Source organism: Amorphus sp. MBR-141, assembly GCF_053628695.1.
Genome location: NZ_JBRJGW010000012.1, coordinates 34,104 through 53,627 on the forward strand (window position 1 = coordinate 34,104; position 19,524 = coordinate 53,627).

20 protein-coding genes are annotated in these 19,524 nt (G+C 68.4%); 6 read left to right on the forward strand and 14 right to left on the reverse strand.

Annotated features, from left to right (window positions below; all coding sequences use genetic code 11):
* Positions 1-160 precede the first annotated feature (160 nt).
* The 3 genes from gatB to ACSSVZ_RS16430 all read left to right on the forward strand — a co-directional run bounded on the left by gatB (position 161) and on the right by ACSSVZ_RS16430 (position 2,990).
* Positions 161-1,720: an Asp-tRNA(Asn)/Glu-tRNA(Gln) amidotransferase subunit GatB gene (gatB, locus tag ACSSVZ_RS16420; protein WP_453971740.1), complete on the forward strand. Its 1,560-nt coding sequence runs from the start codon at positions 161-163 to the stop codon at positions 1,718-1,720.
* A gap of 243 nt (positions 1,721-1,963) precedes the next feature.
* Positions 1,964-2,284, forward strand: a complete 321-nt coding sequence (locus ACSSVZ_RS16425; protein WP_453971741.1) for a hypothetical protein — start codon at positions 1,964-1,966, stop codon at positions 2,282-2,284.
* 238 nt (positions 2,285-2,522) lie between these two features.
* Positions 2,523-2,990 (forward strand): YaiI/YqxD family protein, encoded by a 468-nt coding sequence (locus ACSSVZ_RS16430; protein WP_453971913.1) that lies wholly within the window; start codon positions 2,523-2,525, stop codon positions 2,988-2,990.
* 45 nt (positions 2,991-3,035) lie between these two features.
* Here the strand turns inward: ACSSVZ_RS16430 and ACSSVZ_RS16435 are convergent, their stop codons facing one another.
* Positions 3,036-5,093 (reverse strand): hypothetical protein, encoded by a 2,058-nt coding sequence (locus ACSSVZ_RS16435; protein ID WP_453971742.1) that lies wholly within the window; start codon positions 5,091-5,093, stop codon positions 3,036-3,038.
* Between the two features lie 289 nt (positions 5,094-5,382).
* Here ACSSVZ_RS16435 and ACSSVZ_RS16440 point away from each other — a divergent pair, with 289 nt between their 5' ends.
* The 3 genes from ACSSVZ_RS16440 to ACSSVZ_RS16450 all read left to right on the forward strand — a co-directional run bounded on the left by ACSSVZ_RS16440 (position 5,383) and on the right by ACSSVZ_RS16450 (position 7,115).
* Entirely contained in the window at positions 5,383-6,114 is a 732-nt protein-coding gene (locus ACSSVZ_RS16440) for a GNAT family N-acetyltransferase (RefSeq protein ID WP_453971743.1), read from the forward strand.
* Positions 6,107-6,559, forward strand: coding sequence for an N-acetyltransferase family protein (locus ACSSVZ_RS16445; protein ID WP_453971744.1), 453 nt, complete (start codon positions 6,107-6,109; stop codon positions 6,557-6,559). The genes ACSSVZ_RS16440 and ACSSVZ_RS16445 overlap by 8 nt, the downstream gene beginning before the upstream one ends.
* Positions 6,560-6,653: 94 nt before the next feature.
* The gene (locus tag ACSSVZ_RS16450; RefSeq protein ID WP_453971745.1) at positions 6,654-7,115 is read left to right on the forward strand and encodes a PaaI family thioesterase; all 462 of its coding nucleotides are present in this window, start codon (positions 6,654-6,656) and stop codon (positions 7,113-7,115) included.
* Between the two features lie 69 nt (positions 7,116-7,184).
* Here ACSSVZ_RS16450 and ACSSVZ_RS16455 read toward each other — a convergent pair whose 3' ends face one another.
* From ACSSVZ_RS16455 to ACSSVZ_RS16515, 13 genes are all read right to left on the reverse strand, one after another.
* The gene (locus ACSSVZ_RS16455) at positions 7,185-7,526 is read right to left on the reverse strand and encodes a GFA family protein (RefSeq protein WP_453971746.1); all 342 of its coding nucleotides are present in this window, start codon (positions 7,524-7,526) and stop codon (positions 7,185-7,187) included.
* 304 nt (positions 7,527-7,830) lie between these two features.
* A complete protein-coding gene (locus ACSSVZ_RS16460; protein WP_453971747.1) occupies positions 7,831-8,079 on the reverse strand; it encodes a hypothetical protein in 249 nt (82 codons plus the stop codon).
* Positions 8,080-8,132: 53 nt separating this feature from the next.
* Positions 8,133-8,966, reverse strand: coding sequence for a DNA adenine methylase (locus tag ACSSVZ_RS16465; protein ID WP_453971748.1), 834 nt, complete (start codon positions 8,964-8,966; stop codon positions 8,133-8,135).
* 192 nt (positions 8,967-9,158) lie between these two features.
* The gene (locus tag ACSSVZ_RS16470; protein WP_453971749.1) at positions 9,159-9,986 is read right to left on the reverse strand and encodes a hypothetical protein; all 828 of its coding nucleotides are present in this window, start codon (positions 9,984-9,986) and stop codon (positions 9,159-9,161) included.
* 3 nt (positions 9,987-9,989) lie between these two features.
* Positions 9,990-10,514, reverse strand: coding sequence for a DUF4376 domain-containing protein (locus tag ACSSVZ_RS16475; RefSeq protein WP_453971750.1), 525 nt, complete (start codon positions 10,512-10,514; stop codon positions 9,990-9,992).
* 26 nt (positions 10,515-10,540) lie between these two features.
* Positions 10,541-11,644 carry a DUF2793 domain-containing protein gene (locus ACSSVZ_RS16480; RefSeq protein WP_453971751.1) on the reverse strand — a complete coding sequence of 368 codons (1,104 nt, stop codon included), beginning with the start codon at positions 11,642-11,644 and terminating at the stop codon, positions 10,541-10,543.
* A complete protein-coding gene (locus tag ACSSVZ_RS16485) occupies positions 11,645-12,352 on the reverse strand; it encodes a YmfQ family protein (RefSeq protein ID WP_453971752.1) in 708 nt (235 codons plus the stop codon).
* On the reverse strand, positions 12,349-13,368 hold the full coding sequence (locus ACSSVZ_RS16490; protein ID WP_453971753.1) for a baseplate J/gp47 family protein: 1,020 nt from the start codon (positions 13,366-13,368) through the stop codon (positions 12,349-12,351). Before ACSSVZ_RS16490 ends, ACSSVZ_RS16485 begins: the two co-directional genes overlap by 4 nt.
* A 180-nt stretch (positions 13,369-13,548) precedes the next feature.
* Positions 13,549-13,806, reverse strand: a complete 258-nt coding sequence (locus tag ACSSVZ_RS16495; protein WP_453971754.1) for a PAAR domain-containing protein — start codon at positions 13,804-13,806, stop codon at positions 13,549-13,551.
* Positions 13,806-14,243 carry a phage baseplate assembly protein domain-containing protein gene (locus ACSSVZ_RS16500; RefSeq protein ID WP_453971755.1) on the reverse strand — a complete coding sequence of 146 codons (438 nt, stop codon included), beginning with the start codon at positions 14,241-14,243 and terminating at the stop codon, positions 13,806-13,808. Before ACSSVZ_RS16500 ends, ACSSVZ_RS16495 begins: the two co-directional genes overlap by 1 nt.
* Positions 14,244-14,353: 110 nt before the next feature.
* A complete protein-coding gene (locus ACSSVZ_RS16505; RefSeq protein ID WP_453971756.1) occupies positions 14,354-15,604 on the reverse strand; it encodes a phage baseplate assembly protein in 1,251 nt (416 codons plus the stop codon).
* The gene (locus tag ACSSVZ_RS16510; protein ID WP_453971757.1) at positions 15,604-16,878 is read right to left on the reverse strand and encodes a DNA circularization N-terminal domain-containing protein; all 1,275 of its coding nucleotides are present in this window, start codon (positions 16,876-16,878) and stop codon (positions 15,604-15,606) included. The genes ACSSVZ_RS16505 and ACSSVZ_RS16510 overlap by 1 nt, the downstream gene beginning before the upstream one ends.
* Positions 16,879-16,888: 10 nt before the next feature.
* On the reverse strand, positions 16,889-19,411 hold the full coding sequence (locus ACSSVZ_RS16515) for a phage tail tape measure protein (protein ID WP_453971758.1): 2,523 nt from the start codon (positions 19,409-19,411) through the stop codon (positions 16,889-16,891).
* Positions 19,412-19,524: the final 113 nt, after the last annotated feature.

The window sequence follows — 19,524 nt, forward strand, 5'->3', positions numbered from 1 at the left end:
AGGCCGGCCGGCGGGCGACCGCGACGGCGGACTTGACCGGACACCGGCCGATAGCCCAGACCCTTTTGCGAGACGCGGCACGCCGCCGCGGCGACGAGGGAAATCCGCCCGCGCAGCGACCATCCGGCGCGGGCACCGGCCAAGAACGGTAGACGGTACGATGAACGAAGCGGTGCGCGAGACGAGGCGCGGCTCTGTGATCAAGGGCGCGACGGGCGACTGGGAAATCGTGATCGGGCTCGAGGTCCACGCCCAGGTGCAGACCGAATCGAAGCTCTTCTCCGGAGCCTCGACCGCGTTCGGCGGCGACCCCAACAGCCACGTCTCCCTCGTCGATGCGGCGATGCCCGGCATGCTGCCGGTGATCAACGCCGAATGCGTGCGCCAGGCGGTCCGCACCGGCCTCGGCCTGAAGGCGCAGATCAACCTGGTCTCGCGCTTCGACCGGAAGAACTACTTCTACCCGGACCTGCCGCAGGGCTACCAGATCTCCCAGTACCAGTACCCGATCGTCGGCGAGGGCATCGTCTATGTGGACATGCCCGACGGCTCGACCGTCGAGGTCGGCATCGAGCGCGTCCACCTGGAGCAGGACGCCGGCAAGTCGCTGCACGACCAGCACCCGACCAAGAGCTTCGTCGACCTCAACCGCTCCGGCGTGGCGCTGATGGAGATAGTCTCGCGCCCGGACATGCGCTCGGCCGACGAGGCGAAGGCCTACATCTCCAAGCTGCGCACCATCCTGCGCTATCTCGGCACCTCAGACGCCGACATGGAGAAGGGCAACCTGCGCGCCGACGTCAACGTCTCGGTCCGCCGCCCGGGCGAGCCGTTCGGCACGCGCTGCGAGATCAAGAACGTCAACTCCATCCGCTTCGCCGGCCAGGCGATCGACTACGAGGCGCGGCGCCAGGTGGGCATCCTGGAGGACGGCGGCACCATCGACCAGGAGACGCGCCTCTACGACGCGCGCCTGGGCGAGACGCGCTCCATGCGCTCCAAGGAAGAGGCGCACGACTACCGCTACTTCCCCGATCCCGACCTCTTGCCGCTGGAACTCGCCCAGGCCGACGTCGACGCGCTGCTGGCCGAGCTGCCGGAGCTGCCGGACGTCAAAAAGGCGCGCTTCATCGAAGTTTACGGCCTCTCCCTGTATGATTCAGGCATTCTTATCGCGGAGAAGTCGCGCGCCGATTTTTTTGAGACTGTGTGTGGCGCCATTGATGCAAGTGGAAAAATAGAAATTAAGCGTGGCAGCGAGAACCTCATTCAGGCTGACGGAAAGACACTGCCGCTTCTTGAGGGCAAATATGTAGCCAATTGGGTGATTAACGAATTTCTGGGTCGGCTGAATAAGGATGGGCTGGATATTGAGGATAGTCCTGTAACCGCCTCCCAGGTCGCCGATATCATTTTGCTGATTGAGAGCGGCACGATCTCCGGCAAGATTGCCAAGGACCTGTTCGAGATCGTCTGGTCGGAAGGCGGCGATCCGGCCAAGCTCGTCGAGGAGCGCGGCCTGAAGCAGGTCACCGACACCGGCGCCATCGAGACGGCCGTCGACGAGGTCATCGCGGCCAACCCGGACAAGGTCGAGCAGGCGAAGGCGAAGCCCTCGATGGCCGGCTGGTTCGTCGGCCAGGTGATGAAGGCCACCGGCGGCAAGGCCAACCCCCAGGCCGTCAACGCCATCGTCAAGGCGAAGCTCGGGGTGGAGTAAGCAATCCCAGCAAAAGTGCTCTTGCGGTTTTGCGTTCGGGATTGGGGCTGAACACACACAGCAAAGCCAGGCGAAGTGGGCACAAGTGCGGCCCGCGGCTTTGCAGTGAATGAAACCAATTGCAGGGGCGATGGGAACCACCGGAGCCCCTTGGGGATTTCCTTGGCAGTTCGTTCGTCGGGGCACCGGGTGGTGCCCGGGGGGCGGTCGGACAGCAGCGTCAGCTAAGGAAGGACTGCCCCCATGTCTGGTGTGAAGTCTGGTCTGAAATGGGCTCTGATCGTGGCTGCCGGCCTCGCCGTCGCCCCGGCCGCCGCGCAGGCAAAGGACTCCTTTTCCATCGTCGTGAATCCCGCCCCGCAGGCCGCGCCCCGCTATGCGCCGCCGAGGCAGGATTACCACCGCTACCGCGACCGCTCGGCCTACCGGTATCGCGATGATCGGCGCCACGATGCCCGGCGCGGGCCGCCGGCGCATGCGCCCGCCTACGGCTACCGTCGTGACAATCGCCCGCAGCAGCAGCAGCTTGCTCCCGGCATCTACATCGTCACGCCGCGCAACTAGGCGGCCTCCAGGCGGGTGGAAACACCTGACCGGCAAGGGAATGGCTGCGGAATCAACCCCTTGAGCCATTCCCCGTCGTTCGGATCGGTTCGATCTGGCCGGGACATGCCTCGGGCAAAGGCCCCCCGTCATTTCCACGCCGTCGAAGGCGCATCGGGCATATCGCCCGGTGCGCCTTTGTGCGTTTCGGGTGTGGGCCCCGTGCGAACGGCCCTTGGCGTGTCGGCGTCGGGCGCGCATAAAACGGGCCATGACAGTTCTCTACATCGACGCCGACGCCTGTCCGGTGAAGGACGAGACGCTGAAGGTCGCCGAGCGCCACGGCCTGGAGGTCGTCATCGTCTCCAACGGCGGCATCCGGCCGAGCCGCGATCCGATGGTGAAGACGGTGGTGGTGGCCGAGGGGCCGGACGCCGCCGACATGTGGATCGCCGAGCGCATCGGCCCCGGCGACATCTGCATCACCGGCGACATTCCGCTGGCGGCCCGCTGCCTGGAGGCCGGCGGCCAGGCGCTGCGGCACAACGGCGAGCCGTTCACGCCCGCCAACATCGGCAACATGCTCGGCATGCGCGACCTGATGGCCGACCTGCGCGCCGCCAACCCGCTCGCCGCGGGCGGCGGCCCCAAGCCGTTCTCCCGCGCCGACCGCTCGCGCTTCCTGGAGGCGCTGGAGCGCATGGTGCGCAGGGCGAAGAAGGCGTGACGCCTCGCGGGAGCCGGGGCCGGAGGTGAGTGAGGAAGGGGCGGTCTACGGCTGCATCGGCTCGACGACCACAATCTCCTCGTCGCCTCCCGGCCATTCAACACCGAGAATCTCAGACGCTACCGGCACCGTCGCGTCGGCGATCGCCGCATGGCCCTCCGCCGTGGGATGGATGGCACCTGAGTAGAGCGGGATGGTTATCCCCCAGAAGGCGTCGTGGGGATTGCTGGGCGAGGTGTTCAGCCATGTGCCCGCGGCGGGGAGCGTTGTGGCGGAGAGGTAGGCATCGATCGGGGTGCGTATCCAACGCGCTCGCTTGGCATAGGGACGGAATTGAGAGGGAGCGCAGCCCGAGGTGCTGAAAGCTCTTTCGTCCCCGGTGGAGTTCGCGCCCCTGAAGGTCTTTCCATTGCTCTTCAGGCAGGTGCGGTCGAACTGCGGGTCGCTCGCCGAGGCTGCGCAATATCCATGGTCCTTGAATGCAGGTTGATGACCGTCGACGACGGTCATTCTCTGCTTTGAGGGGCAGCTTTGAATGGTGCACCGGGCGAGGCCCTTGAAGGTCGATAAGAGTCCGGCCTCGCTGTCTGGGGCCTCGACGAAATCGACAGCAGCCTGGAGACGGCTTCGAGCGGGAGAGAACGCAGGGTGTATGTCGAAGCCACGCCGGCCTGACGGACAGATCGAGCCGCCTGCGAACCCCGGATTTGGATAGGAGATGAACACGACGCGGCTCATGTCTCCGTCGACGACGAGGCGCCCGAGATTTTCTCGGAGCGCGCCGAAATCTTTTATGAGGTCTTTGCGGACCTTATCCCTTGCGTCCGCCGGCGTGAGGATCTGGTTCGCTGCGCGGACGACGCTGAATTCTTTGGTTTCCGGATCGAACAGGACGTTGGCGACCAGCTCGGAGAAGCCGGCGTCGTTTGCCCCGACCGTCAGCAGGACAAGATCCAGCTTGCGCGGCTGCCTGTTGGCGGGTTTGCCGGCAAGCAGCCGATTGATCTCCGAGATCTGGCTCGGCACCGTGTACTGGTAGGTGACGCCGGGCATCTTGTAGTGCTCTCGAGGCGTCTTCGGACCCAGGATTCCTTCCCGGATCGTCGCCCCGGTACAGCCGAGGGGCAGGTAGATGAACGCGACCTGGGGATTGGCAAGGGCCAGCGCAAACGCCGTCCGGAATTGGTTTCCATAGGCCGACCGGTGGCAGGCCGGGTCGAGCCACCCGGCCGGGTGTATCGCCCGCATCGCGTTCCTGTCTTTCCACCTCTGGTCGGCGTCGCGCGGGTTCGGGCACGCGGTGCCCCCGGGCAGGCCGTAGGTGGAGCGGGCGGGGGCGAATAGGTGTTGCGATGACGACGCGTAGCGCTCGAAGCAGAAGCCCTTGTTCACCAAGTCGACGGGGGTATCGGGATTGCCTTCGCCGGAGGCGATAGAATCACCGATCCCCGCGATGACAACGTCGCGAACGGTGACCTCGGTGCGGGCGATCGGAGGGGCCTCTTCGGCATTTTCATCGTCCCGTTGTTGGGCGGCGATCGTAACGCTCTGTTCGGTCGGCAAGGCGATCGTGATTTCGGCCGAACATGGCACCCAGTCGGAGAAGAAGCTGTCGTTCAGGCTCCATCTGCACTCGCCTTGCGAAGGCGCCAGCGTGAAGGCGGCAGCATAGCTTCGGGGGTACAGATAGTCGGTGTAGGTCCCATCCTCCCTGCAATCGGCATCGACTTTCCAGCCTTGGGACGTCTTCAGCAGGCATAGGGACGTATGCTCGCGGAAACCGGGTTGGGTCTGCAGCCGCGCGGCCCAACCCTTGCGGCCGGCATCCTGCTGCAGTCGGTATTCCATCCGTCGTATGATGTCCCGACCACCTTCTTTCCTGGCGGCCTCGAACGCCGCCCGGTGAGGGGCGAGATCGTCGGGGTGTTTCATCAGGAGGAAGTTGTTCACCAGCCGCCATTGGATCTGGGGTGGGATGTCGACGGCCGGAGCCGGCTGACCGGCGACCGGCGCCGGCAGGACGGCCGCGACGACCACCATCGTGAATAGAAAAGCCAGCCCGCGATGAAGGGGCGAAATCCGGTTCGTAGATCGCGCGTGCATGGAGCCCCCCTGAGCCGATCGCTGTTTCCCCAATATCCATGATTGCGGTAGGTGGTCATGAATACAATTTGAAATTGCAATCACCGCGAGGGACGGAGCGTTTCGAAGCGGTCCGCGGGGGGACCCAAGTCGCGAACCCGGGGCCGGGGTCGGAAAGCAGAGCCGGCGCTCGGCTTGACCGACGCGCCCGAGAGTGCCCAATTGAGGCGACCGTCCGTGCGGTCCCGACGGGTCTGCTCCGTTGCTGACCGCGCGGGTCGCGTGCGGTCAATGCGAGCCTGGAGGCATTGTGAGCATCACCCGCCTCGGCCAACCCATCGGCGACGAGGTTTCCGGCTGGGAGGCCCGGCCGCGGCCGCCGCGGCTGGCCATCGACGGCCGTACGTGCCGGCTGGAGCCGCTGGAGCCGGTGCGGCACGGCGCCGACCTCCACGCCGCCTTTTCGGCTGATCGCGACGGCGGCATGTGGACCTACATGCCCTACGGGCCGTTCGCCGACGAGGCGGCCTATCTCGACTGGGCGATGGATGCGGCGCTGAAGGAGGATCCGCTCTTCCACGCCATCCTCGACCGGGCGAGCGGCAAGGCCGTCGGCGTCGCCAGCTATCTCCGCATCGATCCGAAGAACGGCGTGATCGAGGTCGGCCACATCGCCTATGCGCCGGCGCTGCAGAAGACGGTGGCGGCCACCGAGGCCCAGTTCCTCTTGATGCGCCGCGCCTTCGACGAGCTCGGCTACCGCCGCTACGAGTGGAAGTGCCACGCGCTCAACGGGCCGTCGCGCCGCGCCGCGGAGCGCTACGGCTTCACTTACGAGGGCACCTTCCGGCAGGCCGCCGTGGTCAAGGGGCGCAACCGCGACACGGCCTGGTTCTCCATCATCGACGCCGAGTGGCCGGCGGTCCGCGCCGGCTTCGAGGCGTGGCTCGATCCTGCCAACTTCGAGGACGGCCGGCAGCGCCGGTCGCTCGGGCACCTGATTTCGGCGGCGCGGGGCCGGCTGGAGGGCGGACATGACTGACAGGACGCGCGTAACCATCCGGCCGCTCGCCCCGGACGACCGGTCCGCCTGGTCGCCGCTCTGGGAGGGCTACAACCGCTTCTACGAGCGCACGATCCCGGCGGAGGTGACGGAGGTCACCTGGACGCGCCTGATGGCGCCGGGGGAGGACCCGCGCGGGTTCGTGGCCGTCGACGGGGAAGGGCGCCTGGTCGGCTTCACCCATTTTCTCTTTCACCGGTCCACCTCCCAGGTCGGTCCGGTCTGCTACCTGCAGGATCTCTTCGTCTCGCCCGATGTCCGCAATAGCGGCGCGGGGCGGGCGCTGATCGAGGCGGTCTACGCGGCGGCCGACGCGGCGGGCGCGGAGCAGGTGTACTGGCTCACCCAGACGTTCAACGAAACGGCGCGCCGGCTCTATGACCGGGTCGCGTCCGTCACCCCCTTCATCAAGTATCGGCGATAGGATCGCCATCGGCGCTGGTCCTGGGCCGAACCGGGGCTATGCTCGCCGATGGGCAAGAGACCGCATCGAGCGGCGAAACTGGGGGAGGCCTTGCATGACTGACCGTGCCGCTGCGCGCTTCGAGCCGCGCAATCCCGACTACGAGCAGCGGATGCGCGAGAGCTTCGCCCGCCAGGCGTTCATGGCGACGCTCGGCGTGGAGATGGTGCATATCGCCCCCGGCGAGGTGGACCTGACGATGCCCTACGCGCCGGGGCTGACCCAGCAGCACGGCTACTTCCATGCCGGCACGACGACGACGATCGCCGACACGGCGGCCGGCTACGCGGCGCTGTCGCTGTTTCCGGCCGGCACGGGCGTGCTGACCAGCGAGTTCAAGGTCAACCTTCTCAACCCGGCCGAAGGCGCGCAGATGATCGCCGAGGGCAGGGTGGTGAAGCCCGGCCGCCGGCTGACGATCTGCCGGGCGGACGTGTACGGCGAGAAGAACGGCAGGCCGGTGCACGTGCTGACCGGCCTGTTCACCATGGTCTGTCTGGAGAACCTCGACGGCTGAGCGCCTCCGGGCGCCGAACCGGCGCAAACCGTTTCCAGGCGATGCGGGCCCGCGTCCGCCGTCCGGAACCTAGTCCTCGGACCGGCCGGTCCCCGCGCGGTTGCGGTCGTAGCGGTGCGGCAGCGGAAACGGCGGCAGCCAGGCCTCGCGCCGGACGACCCAGTTTTCGTAGGTCGGCATCAGCTGGTCCGGCGCGTCGAGGCTGCCGAGATGCACTTCGGTCTCGTCGCCGCTGCGGGCGAACACCGACGAGCCGCAGCGCGGACAGAAGTGCCGGCCCGCATAGTCGCGCGTCTCGCCGTCGATCGCCACGGCGGCCTCGGGAAACACTGCCGCGGCGTAGAACAGCGCCCCGTGATGTGTAGCGCGCAACTTCGGTTGGCATAGCCGCGCAAGTTTGGTTGGCAGCAACTTTTCGCCTTGTAGAGGCCATCTGAGGGTGCCTTAACGGGCGTGGCCGTCTGGCGCTGATCGCCAGTCGCGAGAGCGGCCAACGGGGGCGTGATGCACTTCCACATTCGCCTGCCCGGCGGCCATCTCAAGGTGAAGTCGAAACGGTGGCTGCGCGACTATGAGGTCAGGCGGAGGGTGCCGGTCCTGCGGATTCGAGGCCTCTACTTCGTTTGGCTCTCAAGGAAAGAGGCCCGCCAACGACATCGCTGGCTCCCTTAATTGAACCCACTCCCTCCGCCATCAAGCGCCCTTCGAAGGCTCTCTAGCCGCCGCCGCAGAGGGTCCGCTGGGGAACGACCTGGGGATCTGCCCCAAGACGGTCGACCGGGTCTCCCTGCATTTTCTCGAACATCGCCTGATCGAAGATGTCGTGGTCGGGCGTCATCACCTTCAAGGTGTGACAGCCGGTGCACTCCAGAGACCTTGCGAGCTCGATTGCGAGCTGGGCCGTCTCGGCCGCCTCGATGACAAGCTCATTGCACTCGCCAGTCGCTAACACGTGATATGGCATGGCTCCTCTCCCTACCATCGCGCCTCTCCAGGGCGCCGACGTGATCATTGCGCTCATATTATCCCCTCGGCTGATGGCGCTCTTGTGGCACGGGATATCACCAGTTCCTTCGCCACTTCCGGAGCCGCCCGGGACGCGGAATAGGTGGTTTGGATAGGCTCGATTTCAAAGCCCCGGAACGTCTCTCGCACCTCCGGCCGGTCGTTGATCGACAGCAGGAACGTCCCCTTCAGCGCAGCCAGGCGCTCGGCCATCTCCGCGAACTCCTCCCTCCCGAATGCATCGCGGCCATAGTCGCCCTCGTTCCCGAAATACGGCGGGTCCAGGTAGAACAGCATTCCCGGCCGGTCGTAGCGCTTCAGGAAGTCCTGCCAGGGGAGCCGCTCGATGACGACACCGGCGAGGCGCTCGTGGATGGCCTCCAGCGTCGGCGCGAGCGTGGTGACGTTGAAGCGCGCCCCGCCGACCTTGCTGACGCCGAAGGTCTGACCCGTGACCTTGCCACCGAACGCCATGCGCTGGAGGTAGAGGAACCGCGCGGCCCGCTCCAGGTCGGTGAGCGTGTCCGGATTTGTCTTGATCAGCCGCTCGAACTCTCGGCGCGAGGCGACCTGGAAGCGCAGCATCTCCAGGAAGTGGGTGTAGTGCCGCTGCAGGATGCGGAAGAAGTTGGCGACGTCGCCGGAGGCGTCGTTGATCGCCTCGAAGGGAGGCGCCGACCGGCGGCGCAGGAACACGCCTCCCATGCCGACGAACGCCTCGGCGTAGCCATCGTGCGGGATCGCCTCGATCCGCTCGATCAGGCGGCCGGCGAGGTTGCGCTTGCCACCGATATAGCCGGCGGCGGGGCGGACGGGCTCAACGGCCCGATATTCCTGTCTTGTCAACGGAACCTTCAGAGATTGCGGTCACCTTCGCTCGGCTGCCTGGCAGCAGCGGGAGGGTGACGTTATCTCGATTGGCGTCTTGCGGGGTTCAGACGGACCAGTTGACGCCCCGCAGCCGGGTTTACGCCCGGCCCCTCCCACCTCAGCTCAATCCCACCCCCTCCGGTTCGCCTGGTCGCCGCGCCTGGTCGGTCATCCGCTCGGAATACCATCCGCGACCCATCCGCGTGCGTAGGCCAGGACGGACGGTGTCAGCTTGGCGCTCGGCGCGATGATCATCCGCCCACGGAACCCGCCGAAGGCGAAGAAGCCGAGGGTCGGGTAGCCGCCGAAATTGATCGGCGTCCAGGTGCTCAAATCCGCCATCCGCTGCTCGCAGATGTGCCAGGCGTCGTCGACGACGGCGGTCTGGAAATCGGTTCGGTCGGTGAGGTTCGGACCATCGTCGACATGATGGGTCGCGAGCCCGCCGGTGCCCTCTGCAATGGAGCCGCCGCCCCCGTCGCAGCAAAAGGCATACTGCGACGCGCCGCCAGAGAACGGGATGAACAGGGGGTCGGTGGTTCGGACCGCCACGATCATCGTCGAGGAAGCCGCCCCGCCAGCCCATGTGAGCGACTGCAGGTCGTTACCCCCGTCGAACTGCAGATAGCGCCATATGCCGGACACCTTGAGCGTCGGTCGCTTGTCGCCCGTCGCCTGCAGGAAGTGATGGCCGTTCCCGCTGCGATCGGCATCGAGGGCGACCGGATCGCCGTCGGCGCCGGCCGGCGTCGCTCCGGCGACGTCCTGATAAAGGGCGGCATAGGGGTCGAACACCGCCGCCTGGGTGCCCAGATCGATCGACGGATCCCAGGGAGTGGGAAGGCGCGTGACGTCGAACGTCTCTGACCAGGCGCCGAAGGTGACTCCGTCCAGGGACTGGCGCGCCCGATACGGGTGCGTGCCGACGCCGAGAGGCGCGGTCACCTGGACCGGCCACGCCCCGTCGCCGTCGGCAATCCCCTTGTCGGTCGCCACGGCCTACTCCGGCCAGCCGGCGTCGATGTCGATCTCCGCGAGCGCGGCCTTGTCCTCGGCCTCCGCGATTGCGTCCTTGATGGTCCAGGACGCGGCAAGCACCGACGCCCGCCAGACAGCCATGCCGATCAGTGATGCCCCCACAGTCGCCGCCGACGCCGTGAACGTCTCGTTCGACGCATCACGGAGCGACAGGAGATCGTCGCCGTCGCCGGCGGTGATCATCGCGTCAGCGAGGCCCTTCAACCCCAGCCAGTTGATGGCGTCGCGTTCGCTTCGGTTGTCGAGGGTGCGGACTCCGGCCGACCCGCCGAAATTGTGCTGGTAGCCGCCCGTCAGGACCGTATCCCGTCGGGCATCGACCAGATCCGCCTTTGCCGCCTTCAGGTCGGCAAGCGACGGCCCCGCGGGCGCCCCAAAGGTCTCGCCGTCGACCTGCCACCCAACCGCGACGCCCTCGGGCGCCGCTCTCCAGTCGAGCCCGGGGGCAAAGCGGCCTGCCGGGTCCACAGTGGTCGTTTCAACCACGCGACTCTCTTCGATACGTGCCCACATCATGCGTACTCCCAGACCAGCACCAGTCCGGCCATGCCGGCGCCACCACCGGGGTTGATCGACGTGTTGGGCGACACCACGCCGCCTGACCCGCCGGCACCTGGAGAGGCGGCGGCATTGCCGCCCGACGTGCCACTGACGGGCGCCGCTCCGGCGCCGAAATGGGATGCCCCACCTTCGCCACTGGCCGGGGAAGCTTGGTAGATGCCGTATTTCCCATAGCCGCCAGCGGCGTTGAGATCGCCAGATGATCCGTTACCTCCACCGGCCCCGCCGGCCACCGATGTCGTCGCATATCCGCCGGCCACACCAAGCGTACCGCCGCCGCCGCCAGTGGCAGACACGAGCGCCCCGAAGCTCGACGTTCCCCCGCCGCTGCCATTGTTCGCAGAGATGCCGACGCCACCTGCGCCGACGGTCACCGTCACGCCCGAGAAACCGGAGGTGATGCGCTTGAGCGCATATCCTCCAGCGCCGCCTCCGGACCCGGACGCAACCTGGGACGGCCCGGTGCCCTGCGCCCCGCCACCTCCACCGCCGCCGCCAACCAGCTCGACCACTACGCTGCGTGTTCCATCCGTCGGCGTGTAAGTTGATGTCCCTGCCGCCGAAAAGACCTGGACGCCGAGCAGGCGGCCAGCCCCATGCTCCGCCCAGACAGAGCCGTCGAAGTAGATGACACGATAGAGGCCGTCCGTGAGGAAGTTCGCCTGCTGACCGATCATCGGCGCCGCGAAGGCCCACGCGCCGAACCAGGTCGCCACCTGGTGGTCGTGCCCGGCCCAGGCTCCGGTCGCATCCTCCTGGACGACGTAGCGGTCGCCCACGCTTGGCGCCCCTGGCGGAGCCGCCTGCCAGCCGAGCACCGGGATGTCCGACCGCCCCGCCTGACCGACCTGGAGCGCCTTCCACAGAAGTTCCCAGTCGGCGATGTTGCCGTCGAAGCCGCCCGCCTCGATCACCTTCATCAGGTTTTCCTGGACGGCGTTCAGCCAGGCGGCCGTCACCTCGGTGCCGATGACACCGCCGCCCAAACTCTGGCCCCGAAAGCCCCGCCGTCCGCCGCCGATGTCGACGAAGTCTGCTCCGTTGACGCGGTCCATTCAGACCTCCTCGATTTCGATGATCGCACCGGGTTCGGCGGTGATGCCGGTGATGACCGGCGTCGGGTCCGTGGTGGAGGCCGGCCCCAGAATGGTCGGCACGCCGATCAGGCTCACCGGATCGACGTAGGAAAACACCACCACGGTGTGGGCGTGGGCGATGCGGCGGAGCTCGCACTCGACGCTCGACAGGATGATCCAGCCGAGCGGATCGCCGGCGCGTCCGCCGCCGGCCCGGAACAGGAACTCGCCCAGCAGCGCCAGCCGGACCCGCCAGACGAACTGCTCGCCGTCGGAAATGAGCGGATCGCCGGCGCGCAGCACGCCCGCCTTGGACGGCCAGAACTCGTCGATGCGGATCAGCACGCCCAGGTTCGCGGCAAGCGCGATCAGGTAGGGCAGCGACTGGCCGCCGACGGCCGTCCAGCGCTGGTGGGCGACGCGCTGCCGCTCCTGCAGCGATGGGTTGTCCAGGTCGCGCCCGCACGGGTCCGGACCCAGCACCCGCTCGAAATCCGGCAATAGGTTCACGGCAGCGCGCGGGTCGATCTCGTCCATCAGCGCCTCGGCGCTCGCCTCGGCGTCGGCGATCGGTCCGGCGATGCCTTCCAGCACCGTGTCCAGGACGCCGCCGCGCCTGGCCAGTGCCCAGCCCGGATGCAGCTTGCCGATCAGGCTTCGCAGCACGTCCTGGACGGAGCGGCTCATGGCGCCGCCTCGAAGATCGGCGCCGCCGGCACCGGATATTCGGTGCGCTCCAGGGTGAAGGGCGCGGTCGGCTCCAGGAGATCGTGGGCATACTCGCCGGCCGCCGCCGAGATGGCCTCGGAGATCCGCGACGGCTCGATCAGCGCGCCGATCGGACCATCGTTCACGGCGTCGTCCTCGTCGCCGATGGTGGCGACGAAGCGCGACCAGGCCTCGGTGACGGCAGTGCGGCCCTCGGCCGTGTCGGGGCGCAGGCGGAGCCGCAGCGTAAGTGGGGTCACCTCGCCGGCGACGACGATCGCATTGGCTGTCACCGGCCGCACGCCTTCCGCCTTGCCGAAGCGGCCGATGCGGCGCTGCATCGCCTCGATCTCGCCCTCGGTCGGCGCCCGGCCGAAGGCGCCATCCTTCATGATCGCGACGACGCCGACCGAGCCGCGGCCGATCCACTCGGGCACGACGCCGACGGCTCGGACGTCGAAGGCCTCGGCAAGCCAGGTCGGATAGTCGAAGGCCGCGCCGCCGTGCGGGCGCTGGCGGATATGGGCGCCCACCGCCTGGGCCAGTTCGGCCGGTGTCGCCTCGGCAGCACCTCCGGCGATGCCGTCGCCGGCGACGGTGATGCGTGTGATGCCGGCGAACGGCGTGACCGTGACCAGCCGGACGCCTGCCTCCAGGTTGCCGTCCGGTCCGGCCGTCGTGGCGGCGACGGCGACGGTGGCCGTCCCGCCGACGCCGATCGCGCCGGCTTCCGTCGTCACGTAGAGCGTGCCGTCGGATCCGGAGAGCTCCAGGGCGGACGGCAGCACGGTACCCGCCGTGCCCTCGATGTCGACGCTGCCGATCGCCGTGGTCGCCGGCCGGGGCGTGATCCCCCAGATGCCGGCGTGGCGGTAGACGAACTCGTCCTCGGCCGTGTCCACGAAATACTGCCGGCCCCACCAGGTGATGTGGTCGTGGACCTCCCGCAGCTCCAGCGAGACGACGCGGCCGATTACCCATTGAAAGGTGGGCAATGTTTCAGTGCTTCTACGCGTCACTTGTAATCAGCGAACAGAGCGTAGTGCCGCTGCAATACCGGCCTGAGGTCATCAAGACGCTGGAAAAGGCTGCGCGTCGATTTGAAACTTGGACCGCGGATTTGAGAGGTCAGGGCATCACAGACGCGCCGTATAGAGCACCGCTGTTGGACGCTCCTATTCGCACTCCCACTTCACCGCCCCCGAAATAAGCGCCGCCCCACACGCCGCATGGTCCCCATGCCGGGCGATCGCCGCGCCTTCGCATTCCCAGTTTGAGGACCCTTCCACGATGGGTTGAGGCCCGTGCAAAGGGCATTCGAGGATGTCGCCGACCCGGGCGATCGGCTCGCCTTCGCAGTCCCACTTGGCCGCCCCTGACGACACCACGCCGCCATGGTCGGAGCTGTCGCCCAGGCGAACGATCAGCGGCACTATTCGAGCTTCCCCGAGCCGGCCTTGAGCGACAGCGTCTCGCCGTCCACCGAGACACCGGTCGGCGACGTGACGGTCACGCTCTTGCCCGTCTTGATGTCCAGGTCGCCGCCGGCGGTGAGCACCATCTTATCGCCATGGCTGTTGTAGAGCCCGACCTCGCCCTCCTTCAGGCCGCCCAGGCGCGTCGACGGGTTGGCGATCGGCAGCACGACCAGGTCTCCCTCGTCGCCGCCGATCGCCAGCACGATGCCGAGTGCCCCGTCCGCCGGCACGTGGGCGGCGAACCCGAACGGCATCAACACCTCCACGTCGTCGCGCCAGATCCCGTCGGCGACCTCGACGGAACAGGTCTGCATCTCGCCATCGTCGCGCACGTTGCGGATCGAGCAGCGCCGCATCAGCCCGCGCAGCTTGCCTGCGGTATCACGGTCCATCTTCCTCTCCCTGTGGCTCTCAGTCGTGCACCCACCAGCGCGCGACCGCGCGCCGGCCGGTCAGGCCGCGCCCGCGCAGCCGTGAGCGCAGCGAACCGGCGCGAGCGAGATCAAAGCGCTTCAGCGGTCGTGTCCAGCGCCTTCGGCTTCGCCTTCGTCTTGCTCCGGCTCTTCTGGTTGGTGCGCCGGCTGGCGACCGGCCGCGCGTCGAAGGCCTCTGGCGACGTGAGCGTCATCTCGGTGATCTCGCCGAGGTAATCGTAGCGGTACGCCGTGCGGGAAATCAGCTCGTCTCGCTCGATCCCCTGGTAGGCGTCGGAGACGTAGGCGAGCTGGTTGACCTTCCAGAGTTCGCCGTTCGCCCGGAAGCCGTGCACCCGGGTGACCAGCGCCTCGGCCGCGGCGCGTGCCGTGCGCATCCGCCAGTCGGCCTCGTCGGCCGCCGCAAGGCCGTCCGCCTGTGTCTTTGCGAGGTGGACGATCGGGCGGTAGCGCGTGATCTCCGGATCGACGGCCGAGCCCTTCACCGCCGTTCCGAAGCGCTCCCGTTCGGTCGCGGATCCGTCGCCGGCGGCCCGGTCCTCGATCGACAGTGGCTCCGCCGTCACGTCCAGGGGCGCCGGCCGTCCGGTCCGCCGCCCGCCGGCGCGCTCGCCCTGGGCGTGGACGACGGTGCGCGAGTGTCGCCCCTCATGGCTGTATTCGGCGCTGCTCCCCTTCATGTTGCCCGGCAGCGTCAGGTCGGCCGGCGCCCGCGTGCCCCCCGTCCGGGTGAGGACGACGCCGGCGAGGCCGTCGGACGTCACCAGCGCGTGCCGCTGCCGCGCGCCCTTCTCGATCGCGGCAAGCGGGGTCTCGGTCAGCTCCAGCGGATAGCGGTCGAAGGGCCTGCCGGTGTCGATCTCGCAGCGCACCGACAGCCCGAAGGGTGCGCAGATGCGCCGGGCGGCCTCTTCCAGCGTCACCTGCCGGAACTCGCCGGGCCCGTCGGGTGCGGCCGCGCAGTCGACCAGGTCGCCCGCCTTGTCGCGCCCCGAGATCGTGACCTGGGCGCCGGCCTCGTCGATGTCCGGCCGGACCTTCTCGATCCAGCCGGTAAGGACGATCTCGTCGTCGATGTAGATCCGCACTCCCGGACCCGGGCGCAGGCGGTAGAGCGGCGGCGGCGAGGCCCACTGCAGGGTGGCGATCAAGCGGGTGGCGTCGCGGGCGATCACCGTGAACGACCCGGCAAAGTCCTGCAGGTCGCGGACGATCTCGACGTACACCCAGCTGTCGAAGGATCCGACGCCGTCGATCTCCAGGCGCACCCGCCGTGTCGGCTCGTCGGCCGGGACGAGATCGGGTGGGATCTTGGCCATCAGCGCGCCGCCTCGACCCGCCCGGCCGGCAGGCTTGCGGGATGGCGCGGCCGGTTGCGGGCGACGATGTCGGTGTAGCCGATCTCGATCGCCGCTGGCGTGTCACCGAACAGATGCGCCGCCACCTGGAAGGCGTCGGCCGGGCGCGTCGTGGTGAGCGCCACCACCTGGGGCAGCCGGCCGATCACCTCGTTGATGTCGGCGATCGCCGCCAGCCGGAAGTCTCCGGCCAGGCGGCCGGTGGTGCTGGCCACGGCCGCGAACAGCGTCTCGCCGAGGCCCTCGGCCGCCGTCGTCACCCGGTCGGTCTCGGTCGCGATCGCCGCGCGGGCGGCGCGCGCCTCGCTCCGGGTGGAAAACTCCGCCTGGGCCAGCATCGGCCCCGCCTCGGCGAGCATGGCGGCCGCCGTACCGAGCAGCATCGCCTGGTCGGGAACGGACGGCGCGTCGGCGACCGCCGCCACGAGGCGGCTCGACAGGCCGAGGGCGAAGTCGAGACCCTGCGGCGGCGACATTCCCACGTCCTGCGCCGGCGCCTCGAAGGCGGGCGCGACCACGCTGTTGGCCGCCGTCAGCGCCGGGACCGAGGCGCGCAGCGCCGCCCCGGTGGCGGCGACCAGGCCGGCGACCGCGCCAGGCGTGGCGGCCGGCGACGCGGCGGCGGCCGTGATCGCCCGTGCGCCGGTGCCGGTGCGCACGTCCGGCACCGTGCCGGCGGTGTCGGTGACGGCGGCGGCGAACACGCGCGAGGTCCGGGTGGAGGCGGCCGCCCCGATCCGACTGATGGTGAGGCCGTCGACGGCGCGGATCAGCATGAGCGCCGATGCCGCAAGCAGGCTCGCGCCTGCCGCGACCGCCGCCGCCGTGGAGATCGACGCCGGCGCCGGGTCCCCGTCGATCCGTTTGAAGTAGGCGAAGAACCGCGCGACCCGGAGTTCGCGCGACGAGAAGGTGATCTCCGGTGGCCGGTCGACGATGACGCGCATCCAGCCGAACCACGGGTGATAGAGCGTCCCCGGTCCGGGCCGCTTGAAGGCCGCGCGCAGGGCCATCGCCTGGGCGATGTAGTCGTCGCCGAGCAGGACGCCTTCGACCGAGACCACCTCCGGCAGCATCCCGAGATCGTCGTATTCGGCATCGTCCCGGCCGGGGAACAGGTGCTCGGCCACGCGCCGGCCGACCTCGGTGCGGGTGTCCGGCACGTCGAAGACGACGCCACGATACTGGCCGGGGATCAGGCCCGGCAGGAGGTCGGCAACGCTGTCCAGGATCATGCCAGCCCCATCATGCCAGACCCACGGCGCGGCCGCGGTCGGGCGCGAGCGCGACCTGGCGGTTGGAGGATGTCGCCTCGGTCACCTTGCCCGGCCCCTCGACGGCGATGCGGATGGTGCCGGAGACGTCCGTCCGGGCGGCCGGGACCGCGGCGAACTTCCGTCCGGTCTCCAGCGACGAGCGCCGGCGCAGACGGCGGCCTTCGACGCCGCCAGGAGACGGCGCGGCCGGCGTGTTCTCGTTGGCGGGTGCACCAGGTTCGGACTTTCCTTCCGATCCCCCCAGGAACGTCGGCCAGGACACCGAGCCGGAAAGATCGATGTTGCCAATGGCATCCTTGATCTTTCCGGGGATGCTCTTCACCCACTCGAGTAGAGCTGCAAAGCGCTCCTTCATCCCATCAATCAGGCTTTGGAGCGCGTCTCGGCCAACCTGCATCAGGTCGATGTTCCCGAACTCGGACTTGATCGCGTCGATGCTCGGCCCCAGCAGCGTCGACCAGAAGCCGACGTTGAAGTCGAAGAGCTTGCGCATCACCGACGTCACCACGTTGCCCGCTCCGGAGAGCGCGTTGTCGAGACTGTCGGCGAGCGCCTTGCCGATGCCGGTACCGCCGGCCCCACCGCCCAGGATGTCGAGCGCCGACTGGATCATGTCCCCGGCACGGGAGAACACGTTGACCAGGACGTTCGCGAATTGCGTCCCGAGCTGTTCGGTGTCGATCTGGTCGATCTGGTTTGAGAGCCAGGCGAGCATGTCGCCGGCCGCGTTGATCCCCTCGATCCGCAGGCGCCACCCGGCCACGATGCCGTCGGCGATCGCCTTGCCGGCGTTGGTCGCGGTGCCGCTCCAGTCGATGTCGTCGAACCAGGCGCGCAGGTTCGGAAGGGTCAGGTTCTCCATCGCCGGCATCCGCGCCCAGGCCCGCGAGGCCCGCTCGCTCGCCCAGTCCCAGGCGCGGCCGATGCGGTCGCGGATCATCGGCTCGTAGCGGGCGGCCAGCTCGCGCCCCTGCCGGAGGATCTCCCGGCCGCCGTCTACAAAGGCCCGCTTCGTCCGGTCCCACATGCGCTGGATCCGGGGTCCGTAGCGGTCCCAGTTCTTCGCCATGTGGACGGCGCCGGCGGCGACCAGCCCGATGATCAGGCCGAGCGGCCCGAGCGCGATCGCGACGACGGAGCCGAGGGCTGCGAAGCCGGCCGCGACGATCGGCAGGGCCAGCCCGAGCGCCCCGAGCGCACCGGCAAACAGGATGCCGCCGCCGGCGGCGACCAGCGCCTGGCGCACCCATCCCCCCGTCGCCTCGTCCGTCGCGCGCAGCCACTTGAGGCCGGCTTCGAGCTGGTCGTTGATGCCGGGAAGCCATTCGCCGAACGCGAAGCCGACGTCGCGCATCGCCTGTGTCCCGATCTCGCGGAACCGCACGAGCTGGACGTTGAGCGACTGCATCTTGGTGTCGAAGTCGGCGTCGATCGTCTCGCCCGTGGCGGCCGCGACCTCTGCTTTGATCCGCTTGTACTCGTCGATGTTCGCCATCATCGGGATCAGGAAGTCGAGCACCTGCTGATCCTGGAACAGCTCGCCCAGCTTGCCCGCCGCGCCGATGGCCTCCAGCTGCTCGCGCACGTACTCGAGTGCATCGCCGCCCTCCAGCCCGCGCGCCTTGGCGACGTTCATGTATTTGCTGATCGAATCGCTGGAGACGCCGGTGAGCTTGCCGATCTTCTGGAGCATCGCCTCGATCGGGTTGATGCCCTTCGCGGCGGCGTCCTGCATCACCGCCTCTATGTCGACGCCCAGCTCCTGGAACTTCTTCTGGGTGACCGGGGCCAGCGCCTTCGACAGGAAGTTCTGCAGGTTCGTGGCCGCCTGGGCCGGGTCGCTCGTGCCCTTCCTGGAGATCTGCAGGAGGGTGGCGATCTGGTCGGACGCCTCGCGTCCGGTGATGCCGAACTTCTTCATCTGCCCGGTCAGCTGCGGGAAGTAGCGCGCCATGTCCTTCAGCTCGAAGGCGCCTTCCTTGCCGGCCACGACCAGGCCGGCGAGCGCCCCCTCAAGCTCGGTCTCCGGCACCTGCAGCGTCTGCAGCAGCGCGGTCGCCACCGCCGACATGTCGGAGAACTCGGCGCTCGCCGCCGTGGCCGACTTGCCGATCGTCGCGATGTTCCGGTTGATGACGCCTTCGTCGACGCCGGCGGCGATCATCTGGCCGGCGCCGTCGGCGATCGTGTCCGACGCCTGGCCGATCGCCAGCGCCAGCTCTTCGTATTCCCGCCGTGTCTTGGCGGCGAAGTCGAAGGCGGCTGCCCCGCTCAGATTGGCGGTGCCGGCGATGTCCAGGAGCTTCGCTTCAAACGCGGCCGCCTGCTGGATCGGCCCGAGGAAGGAGATCGCGGCGATCGCCGTGCCGATGAAGCCGATCTGCCGGCCGACGTTGGCGAGCGATTTGAGGTTGCGCTGCAGCCGCCGCATCGGGCCGGACATGCGGTCGCGCAGCCGCACCAGGACGTCGAGAGCCATCGATCGCGACATGTCACTTCACGTCCTTCAACAGCGTGCGGCCGGCCATCAGCGCGTCCCACCAGAACGTGATGTCGCCGACCGTGAAGCTTTCTAGCTCGGCGGCGGAGAACCCGGTGCCGTCG

Excerpts from the sequence above, each read along its gene's own strand:
- gatB (WP_453971740.1), top strand. The coding sequence starts at position 161 with ATGAACGAAGCGGTGCGCGAGACGAGGCGCGGCTCTGTGATCAAGGGC.
- ACSSVZ_RS16480 (WP_453971751.1), bottom strand. The coding sequence starts at position 11,644 with ATGGACCGCGTCAACGGAGCAGACTTCGTCGACATCGGCGGCGGACGG.
- ACSSVZ_RS16505 (WP_453971756.1), bottom strand. The coding sequence starts at position 15,604 with ATGGCCAAGATCCCACCCGATCTCGTCCCGGCCGACGAGCCGACACGG.
- ACSSVZ_RS16500 (WP_453971755.1), bottom strand. The coding sequence starts at position 14,243 with ATGGACCGTGATACCGCAGGCAAGCTGCGCGGGCTGATGCGGCGCTGC.
- ACSSVZ_RS16435 (WP_453971742.1), bottom strand. The coding sequence starts at position 5,093 with ATGCACGCGCGATCTACGAACCGGATTTCGCCCCTTCATCGCGGGCTG.
- ACSSVZ_RS16510 (WP_453971757.1), bottom strand. The coding sequence starts at position 16,878 with ATGATCCTGGACAGCGTTGCCGACCTCCTGCCGGGCCTGATCCCCGGC.
- ACSSVZ_RS16515 (WP_453971758.1), bottom strand. The coding sequence starts at position 19,411 with ATGTCGCGATCGATGGCTCTCGACGTCCTGGTGCGGCTGCGCGACCGC.
- ACSSVZ_RS16485 (WP_453971752.1), bottom strand. The coding sequence starts at position 12,352 with ATGAGCCGCTCCGTCCAGGACGTGCTGCGAAGCCTGATCGGCAAGCTG.
- ACSSVZ_RS16425 (WP_453971741.1), top strand. The coding sequence starts at position 1,964 with ATGTCTGGTGTGAAGTCTGGTCTGAAATGGGCTCTGATCGTGGCTGCC.
- ACSSVZ_RS16460 (WP_453971747.1), bottom strand. The coding sequence starts at position 8,079 with ATGCCATATCACGTGTTAGCGACTGGCGAGTGCAATGAGCTTGTCATC.
- ACSSVZ_RS16450 (WP_453971745.1), top strand. The coding sequence starts at position 6,654 with ATGACTGACCGTGCCGCTGCGCGCTTCGAGCCGCGCAATCCCGACTAC.
- ACSSVZ_RS16445 (WP_453971744.1), top strand. The coding sequence starts at position 6,107 with ATGACTGACAGGACGCGCGTAACCATCCGGCCGCTCGCCCCGGACGAC.